The 7830-nt window shown below is 35.1% G+C and carries 8 protein-coding genes and 5 pseudogenes; 8 read left to right on the plus strand and 5 right to left on the minus strand.

Translation table 11 applies throughout. The features are described from left to right. Positions 1-112: 112 nt before the first annotated feature. Positions 113-691 carry a hypothetical protein gene (locus FTU70_RS13935; protein ID WP_179990664.1) on the plus strand — a complete coding sequence of 193 codons (579 nt, stop codon included), beginning with the start codon at positions 113-115 and terminating at the stop codon, positions 689-691. Next, complete coding sequence (locus FTU70_RS13940) at positions 681-1199, plus strand: hypothetical protein (RefSeq protein WP_154320120.1); 519 nt, start codon at positions 681-683, stop codon at positions 1197-1199. Before FTU70_RS13935 ends, FTU70_RS13940 begins: the two co-directional genes overlap by 11 nt. Before the next feature lie 120 nt (positions 1200-1319). Here the strand turns inward: FTU70_RS13940 and FTU70_RS13945 are convergent. Both FTU70_RS13945 and FTU70_RS13950 read right to left on the minus strand, forming a co-directional pair. After that, a pseudogene (locus FTU70_RS13945) lies at positions 1320-1583 on the minus strand (integrase core domain-containing protein); the annotation flags it as partial. 33 nt (positions 1584-1616) lie between these two features. Further along, positions 1617-2093 (minus strand): annotated as a pseudogene (locus tag FTU70_RS13950) (transposase); the annotation flags it as partial. 490 nt (positions 2094-2583) lie between these two features. Here FTU70_RS13950 and FTU70_RS14445 point away from each other — a divergent pair. Beyond that, positions 2584-2685, plus strand: a pseudogene (locus tag FTU70_RS14445) (recombinase); the annotation flags it as partial. A gap of 185 nt (positions 2686-2870) precedes the next feature. Continuing rightward, the gene (locus FTU70_RS13955) at positions 2871-4070 is read left to right on the plus strand and encodes an integrase arm-type DNA-binding domain-containing protein (RefSeq protein WP_005245164.1); all 1200 of its coding nucleotides are present in this window, start codon (positions 2871-2873) and stop codon (positions 4068-4070) included. Between the two features lie 41 nt (positions 4071-4111). Here the strand turns inward: FTU70_RS13955 and FTU70_RS13960 are convergent, their stop codons facing one another. Further along, a complete protein-coding gene (locus FTU70_RS13960; protein WP_179989169.1) occupies positions 4112-4525 on the minus strand; it encodes a Cd(II)/Pb(II)-responsive transcriptional regulator in 414 nt (137 codons plus the stop codon). A 79-nt stretch (positions 4526-4604) separates the two neighbouring features. Here FTU70_RS13960 and FTU70_RS13965 point away from each other — a divergent pair, with 79 nt between their 5' ends. Beyond that, on the plus strand, positions 4605-5336 hold the full coding sequence (locus FTU70_RS13965; protein ID WP_180060775.1) for a transglutaminase family protein: 732 nt from the start codon (positions 4605-4607) through the stop codon (positions 5334-5336). Beyond that, positions 5323-6210 (plus strand): cation diffusion facilitator family transporter, encoded by an 888-nt coding sequence (locus tag FTU70_RS13970; RefSeq protein ID WP_127800877.1) that lies wholly within the window; start codon positions 5323-5325, stop codon positions 6208-6210. Before FTU70_RS13965 ends, FTU70_RS13970 begins: the two co-directional genes overlap by 14 nt. Positions 6211-6294: 84 nt before the next feature. Here FTU70_RS13970 and FTU70_RS13975 read toward each other — a convergent pair. Next, positions 6295-6519: pseudogene (locus FTU70_RS13975) on the minus strand (efflux RND transporter permease subunit); the annotation flags it as partial. On the opposite strand from FTU70_RS13975, the pseudogene FTU70_RS13980 reads away from it, so the two are divergent. Continuing rightward, positions 6519-6662, plus strand: a pseudogene (locus FTU70_RS13980) (antitoxin HicB); the annotation flags it as partial. The pseudogenes FTU70_RS13975 and FTU70_RS13980 overlap by 1 nt on opposite strands. Positions 6663-6914: 252 nt before the next feature. Here FTU70_RS13980 and FTU70_RS13985 read toward each other — a convergent pair. Then, the gene (locus FTU70_RS13985) at positions 6915-7166 is read right to left on the minus strand and encodes a hypothetical protein (RefSeq protein ID WP_004658363.1); all 252 of its coding nucleotides are present in this window, start codon (positions 7164-7166) and stop codon (positions 6915-6917) included. Between the two features lie 194 nt (positions 7167-7360). Here FTU70_RS13985 and FTU70_RS13990 point away from each other — a divergent pair, with 194 nt between their 5' ends. Continuing rightward, a complete protein-coding gene (locus FTU70_RS13990; protein WP_004658364.1) occupies positions 7361-7582 on the plus strand; it encodes a helix-turn-helix transcriptional regulator in 222 nt (73 codons plus the stop codon). Positions 7583-7830: the final 248 nt, after the last annotated feature.

Here is a 7830-nt window from a genome sequence, read left to right on the forward strand (position 1 = left end):
TGTTCAAATGGCGATTCAGCGTTTAATTGGTTTTGGGAAAAAAGAAGAGTTTAAGGAAATTTTGGCAATTTTAAGAAAGCAGAATCCTGATAGGATAAGGGTTCTGTGAAATTTGTCGTGTACAGAGGAAAAAAATAAACAAGGTGCAGAATATTTAATTAATGCTGTGGCTGGAGTTGTAGGTGCTGGAGTAGGTAAAGGTGTCACTAAGGGGAAAGATGCTGATATTGAAATAAATCAAAAGCAATCTCTTGATGTGGGATGGGTTGATAATTATGGAAATCAAAAGAAAGTCACTGGAGATGGAACCGTGGCTAGAGATCATCAGCCGTCTAAAGCTGCATTATTAAAGAGAGCTGAAGACTTAAAGGAAGCGCCCTTAACTCAAGCAGAGAAAAATCGTATTATTAATGAAGGAATGAGTGTAACTGTACCAAATGAGGTGCATGCCGCAGGTCCAACCTATGCAGGAAAAAATAATAAAGGACTCATTGAAAATGATGCAAATGATTTACAAGCAGCACAAATTAGGGATTCTGAGGCAATGATAGATAATGCAAAAAAATTAACGCCTGAGTACGTTACAAAGTTGCAAGAAGCATGTACTACATTGAGCTGTAAAAATAATGCTGATTATGATAAATTTTTGAAAAATATTATGGATGAGGAGGCGAGAAAGAATGACAAATAAGTTTATTGATCATTTAATATCACTGTTGGGTAAGTCAAATATTGATGAAAAATTAGTTGATTTTTTTGTTAAAAATCAATTTGTGAAAAGTCAAGAGGAAATTAAATTACCAATTTATGATGAAGATGGTGATTTATTGGATGAGTATAATTTTTATATTAGTAAATATGATGAGGGATTGGGTTTTATATTTACTGATGAGTCTTTTTATTTAAATCAGGAGGACAAACCCATAACTGGTGAAAAAATATACTTAACGACTATATTTTTTTATAATGATGGTGTGGAAGGCTTTTCTCAATATAAACAAGAACTGCCATTTAATTTAAAATTTTCAATGAATAAAGCTGAAATTGAAAATATATTAGGAGTGCCATTATTTATTAAGAATGATGATGGCGTGGTTAGAAGCCAAAAATGGAAAATTGAAGATATTCCATTTACAATATATATTTCATATAACAATATAGGTGAGATTAGATATATTTCATTAAGTATTCCTTACTGATTTAGTTAAAGTCGTTCCTACCCTATTTTGAATAAAAAAGCGGTTCTTTATTTAAAATGGAGCTACATTAATAGTTTTTAAGGTAATCCTTCAATAAATAACCGAAGTTAAAAGTAGAGGTTAAGCAGCCATTAGAGGTGGCTTTCCTTTGTTAGCTTGATGTGGTCTTTCATGGTTGTAATGCCACAACCAGTTTGTTGCATAATCTTGTACTTCATCCAAAGTATCAAATAAATGCTTGCTCAGCCAACTATAACGTATGGTCCGATTATAGTGTTCAATATACGCATTCTGCTGTGGCTTACCCGGTTGAATATATTCAATACGAATACCGTGCTCAGTAGCCCAGCGCACAAATTCGTGACTGATAAATTCGGGACCTGAGATACCGTCTTGGTAGTCAATCAGGTTTTGAGATTATTCGACCACTAAATAATCTCTTCGATAGGCAGTCTGATGTTTTAAAACGCCATAACACAGATGTATAAGCTTGCGCATTGCAGCACCTAAAGCACACATTTTATTTTTACCCTGGCTTAATAATCGTTGATATAAAGCTTCAATGTGTGGATTATATTTAATCGCTGTTAATGCCGACATATACAATACTGAGCGTATTTTACTGTCACCTGCTTTTGATAAGTGACTTTGCTTGTTGACTGAACTGCCAGACAACTGATGTACTGGAACCAAACCTACATATGCAGCAGCTTGACTTGCTTTTTCAAACTTGTGCGAATGAAATAACCCCAACAGTAATAAGCCTGATCGTTCACCGATTGAAGGAATAGTTTGCAGTAATTTCAAATCCTGTTTCAATGTTGGATCTTGATCTATGTGATTATTTATTAACTTATCAATATGTTCAAGTTGCCGATTTAAATAGGCTTTGTTGCATAAACATTTTGCAAGGCACTGATTTTTAAAGGTTTGTGAAAATTTCAACCTAAGAATAAATTTAATAAAATCATATTCTTAGGTATTTGTGCAACAAAGCCGATCCGAATCGGAAGCCAAAAAGCTTTTGGGGCAGATTATTAGGACGGAAGTGAATTCATAGTAACTGTCCAAATGAAAGAAGAATCAGTGTCCTTTACGATAAGAATATGCAATTTATCTAAGAATTATATTGCTGAATAAGCTTTTAAGAATATAGGTTTGGGCAATAAAGCCTTTAAATTCTATTACTGAATAAACCCTAAGTGGCCGATTTGGAATAGGAATGAGTGGTAGGGTGCGAATAGGAATAGGTGGTAGGTTTATGCTGGAATATGCATTGAGTCCAATCCTTGATCGTGGAGACTATTGTATTAGAAACAATAGCAGACCTAAAAGGCTTTACTGGTATCCATTGATTATTCAATAACATTAAATAGAGCCGTGAGACGTTGAAAGGCTCACAGAGTGGGAGGTAAAGTATATCCTCATCTCTCGTAAAACAGCTGACGAAGTCCGAGATAGAATCATTGCGTCAAAAAAAACGTGATATTTGAGAACTAAAAAAGAAGTGGTACTCCTACTGGTTACTAAAATTAAAGTATATTGAATAATAAATTTATAAAACAATACTTTACAAATCTATATGATGCGTAGTGTACGCATCATACATAAAGCGTTCTATTTTGATATAATTGATCCAATCAACCCATTGTTAGGTTTCATTTAAATTCCATGAGTCTTACTGAAATTAAAGTTCGCCAAGCTCATTGTAAGGAAAAAACCAGTTTTTTATCCGATGAAGATGGGCTTAGCCTGAAGATTGAGCCGAGTGGAAGAAAATCTTGGTGCTATCGCTATACAGATCCACAAACTAAAAAACGTCGACGCATTCAGTTAGGTCGTTATCCTGATTTATCGCTGAAAAAGGCACGACAAGTCAGAGATGACTTTAAAGACAATGATTTCTGTTTTGAACAAGATACTGCCTCTAATGTCATCACCTTTGGTAAGGTCGGGGAGGAGTGGTTACAGTTCAAACTGAAAAATGCCTTCAACGATCTACCCCGCTGTGGTGTACTACAGTTAGCAGAAAGATGCTTACAGCAAGATATTTATCCAGACCTTCAGGATCTACCTTTTCAAAACATCAAGCGTTATGACCTGGTTTCAGTAATCAAAAAAATAGAGGGACGCCAAGTAAAAGAACCTGTCAAGAAAGCTTGTAGTTATTTGAACCAAATTTATGACTACGCTGTAGCGATGGGTTATTGTGAATTCAACATCGCGCATGGTTTAAATAAAATCGCCATTAACAGTAAAATCAAGAAAAATTATCCGTATTTGAAAGCGGAGGATATATCTGATTTTAAGTATAAATTACAAAAATTGGATGCCCATCCGATTATTAAAAAAGCACTGCTGTTCAAATTACATACTGGCGTGCGAGGGGCTGAATTGTTATTGGCTGAGCCTCATCATTTTGATTTAAATGAAAAAGTCTGGAAAATACCTGCCTTGCATATTAAACAGTTTCGACGAAAAGTCATATTAGGCCATGAGATTCCCGACTTCTTAGTTCCACTTTCAGATCAGGCTTTAGATATTTTAAAAGACGTCATGCAATGGTCATACGGTGAAAAGTACATTTTTGCTAGCCCACGGAAACATAATCAACCGATTCATTTTAATACATTAAATATGGCTATACGTAAGATGGGCTATGGAAAACATCAATTATCCTCTCATGGACTACGTTCCACTTTTAGTACCATTTTGAATGACTCAGGTTTGTTCCAGGATAACTGGATTGAGGCACAACTTTCACATATTGATAAGAACCGTACCCGTGCCAGCTATAATCACGCTGACTATTTAGCCCAGCGGACTGAAATGATGCAGTGGTGGGGTGATTATTTAAGTACTGCTAAGTGAAAATCGTACTTTTATACATAGACTTAAAACATTATGGGGTTTCAAATGGATAGTAAACAATATACTTGCCGTGTTACATGGTCAGCAGAATATAATGAGTATGTTGGGTTGTTCGAACCACAAGCACTAGCCATTTGTTGTAATTCAGCTTTAAGCGCCCTTAATTCTTTCATGCGTTTATTCACTAGTGCAAGTTGCTGATCAATTAATGCATTAACGCTAGAGCAGCTTTCTTCTGGCTTATTTTTTAATTCGATAAGACGTTTAATATCATTGAGTGATATATCTAGGCTGCGACAATGCTTTACGAATTCCAATTGTTTAAGTGCTTTGCTATCATACAGCCTGAAATTACCTTCTGAACGATTTGGATTTAACAGAAATCCTTCTCTTTCATAATATCTAATCGTTTGTATTGAACAGCCCGATTTTTTTGACAATTCGCCTATTTTCATCAATTTCCCCCAGACATTTGACTCTATAGTTACTATAGAGTCTATAGTATAAGTATGCAACGAAAAGGATATATAAAAAATGACTGAGAAATATTTAAACAATACGAATATCGTTAATTTTGAACACAAAGATATCCAATCCTTGATCGATCAACGTAGGTGGAAAAACTTGGATAACTTCAACAAAATTGGTGCCGCTTATCAGTTTGTAAAAGATGAGATTTTCTTTGGTTATAATGAAAGCGATGATATTGCAGCAAGCGATGTGCTAGCAGATGGTTATGGACAATGTAATACTAAGGGTAATCTGTTAATGGTACTATTGCGTGGACTAGGCATTCAATGCCGATTTCATGGGTTTACCATAGACCAGCAACTACAAAAAGGTGCTATCCCAAGCTATGTATTTTGGTTAGCACCTAAATACATCATTCATAGTTGGGTAGAAGTTTACTTTGAAGGGCGTTGGATAAACTTAGAGGGCTTTATATTGGATGAGCAATACTTAAGCTCTCTACAGGAGAAATTTGACCAAGTAAAAGATGATTTTTGTGGTTATGGTGTTGCAACAAAGTGCTTTTCATCACCAGATACAGATTGGCGTGGAGAAAATACCTATATTCAAAAAGAAGGTATTCATGATGACTTTGGGCTTTATGATTCCCCTGATGAGTTCTATCTCGAAAAAGGGACTAACTTGTCGGGGTTCAAACGCTGGATATATCAACGCTTGATACGTCACTTGATTAATATGAATGTATCAAAACTAAGAAATAGAAAAGTACTAGAGGTACAAAATGCACAACCATAATCATAGTCATCAACATGGTAAAGATGACCGTATTGGTTGGGCATTTTTCCTTAATGTGACATTCACTATTATCGAATTTATAGGTGGTTGGCTCACTAACAGTACGGCGATAATGGCAGATGCAGTTCACGATCTTGGTGATAGTCTTTCAATAGGTTTTGCGTGGATTTTAAGTCGTTTTTCAGATAAAGAAGCATCAGATAAGTTTAGTTATGGTTATCGTAGACTTACTCTCTTTGGCGCATTGATAAACAGTATTGTTTTAATCATTGGCTCAATTTGGATTTTATTTGAAGCAATTCCAAAGCTGTCCAATCCTGAAATGCCTGTAGTCGAGGGGATGTTAGGGCTAGCGATACTCGGCGTTGCCGTTAACGGATATGCTGTATTAAAATTAAAAGCGGGTGAAACATTAAATGAGAAAGTGCTGACATGGCACCTTCTTGAAGATGTACTTGGATGGGTTGCCGTTCTTATAGTCTCTATCGTACTGTTGTTCGCTGAACTGCCGATATTAGATCCCCTTTTATCAATAGGGTTCACGCTGTTCATCTTGTTTAATGTTTTCAAAAACCTGAAATCAACACTCGTTTTATTTCTTCAAGCTGCACCCGATAAAGAGACTCAAAAGCGTATTAAACTATCACTAATGGAATTTCCTGAAGTTAATGGTATCCACCACATGCACTTTTGGTCACTAGATGGTGAAAGTCACGTTTTAACAGCGCACCTTGAGCTGAGTGACAACTTTGACGTTAAAGAATTAATTAGGCTTAAACAAGAAGTTGCAGCTAAATTATCTTCCTATCATTTATCGCATACAACGATAGAGTTTGAGTTTTTAAATGAAAATTGTCGGGATGAAGCGCAGTAAGCTTTATCAATAAAATGTTGGGCATACAATATTAAAAGCAGCTTAATTAGGCATAACCTAGTAATTAAGCTGCTTTTTTTGATTTTAAATTTCGTCGGATTGCTGTTTGCTACTCTCAGAGCCATGCGCCCATTGATATAAAATAGGCAATACAAACAAAGTTAAAATTGTAGAAGATACAATACCGCCGATAACAACTGTTGCTAGTGGTCGTTGTACTTCTGCACCAATTCCAGTGTTTAACGCCATTGGAATAAAACCTAAACTTGCGACCAGTGCCGTCATTAAAATAGGTCTTAAACGAATGATGTGCTGAGTTTCCATCATTGTCTTGGCTTGATGCGGATCAGTCTAAAGCATTCTCAGGAATAGAGGAGCTCGTTGCTGATGTTGTCGCTGATATGATTAGCAATAATGAAAAAGTTCCTACACCACTCTCCGGGAAAATATAGTAGGCAGTTTGTTGTCCTTGTTCTCAGTGGTTCAACAAAAACTAGCCCTCGAAGCCGCAGAACGTGGCGTGGACATAAATTGTTTAGTATCAGTAAAAAGAGCGATGTAATTTTAGTACGAGTGAGTGATAGAGCAGGAACCTATGCTTCATATATTCAGTAAATGGTATGTTTTTGAATTAATAGGTATTTTTAAATAAAGCTTTCTTTGATTTAGTGCTTTTTATTTAATAAATTAATTTTAAAAACAACTTAGGCTAATTGATAAACACTATCTGGAAAGATTAAAAGAAAATATTTTTTAATTTCTGCTAATTCATTTAAGGCAGGTTCCCTTTCAAGCAGTTGAAATGTCCAAATAAGTACAGCCTGATGATTATCATAGCAAGTATTTACTCCAAGAAAATTAGCCATTCCATAACTTCTATTGATGTTCATTTCTTTAATTAATTGATTTCCTAAGTCACGAGCTTGCTGGCTGATCAATAACTCATTTGGTAACACGGCGGTCATCTCCACAAAATAATCTAATGCAGGTTCAATCCTTATATTTAAAAAGTTATAATTTAGTTGAAATGGATAAAATATACTTTCTATAAGTTGTAATAACCTGCTGTAGGTTAATTTTAGCAAAGTATTACTCAGTCAACAACTTCAAATAACCCACAGCAAGTTATTTTTTGTAAATTAATTTAAATATGATTACTTGTAAGTTATCTAGCCTCATGGGCGATAGAAAAATTTTAAAATTAAGTGAAGTGGTGCATGCAACAGGTATCAATCGCAACACGCTCACAAGTATGTATTATGACCGTGCTGTACGTATTGAATTACCAGTCGCCGATAAGTTGTGTAAGTACTTTAACTGTACGATGAATGATTTGTTTGAGTTTAAGGAAGAAGTTGAAGAAAAAGATTAACTTAATACTTCGTTTGATAAGTTTTTCGAAGAAAAAGACTAGCCAATACTTAGTTTGATAAGTTTTTCTCTGCAGATCTAATATTGAATTTTATAAAATATCATTACAAACAGAGGTGGTTCCACTTGTTTGAACAACTAAAAGCGTATTTATAAGTGATATTCCGCTCTAGTTAAGCCACCTTGTTTTGTTGGGGTAGCTGATCATAGTAAAACTCATTTGGTGTCATTTTGTCTAGACTCGAATGA

The sequence above is a fragment of the Acinetobacter sp. YH12135 genome (assembly GCF_013418565.1).
Lineage (GTDB): Bacteria > Pseudomonadota > Gammaproteobacteria > Pseudomonadales > Moraxellaceae > Acinetobacter > Acinetobacter towneri.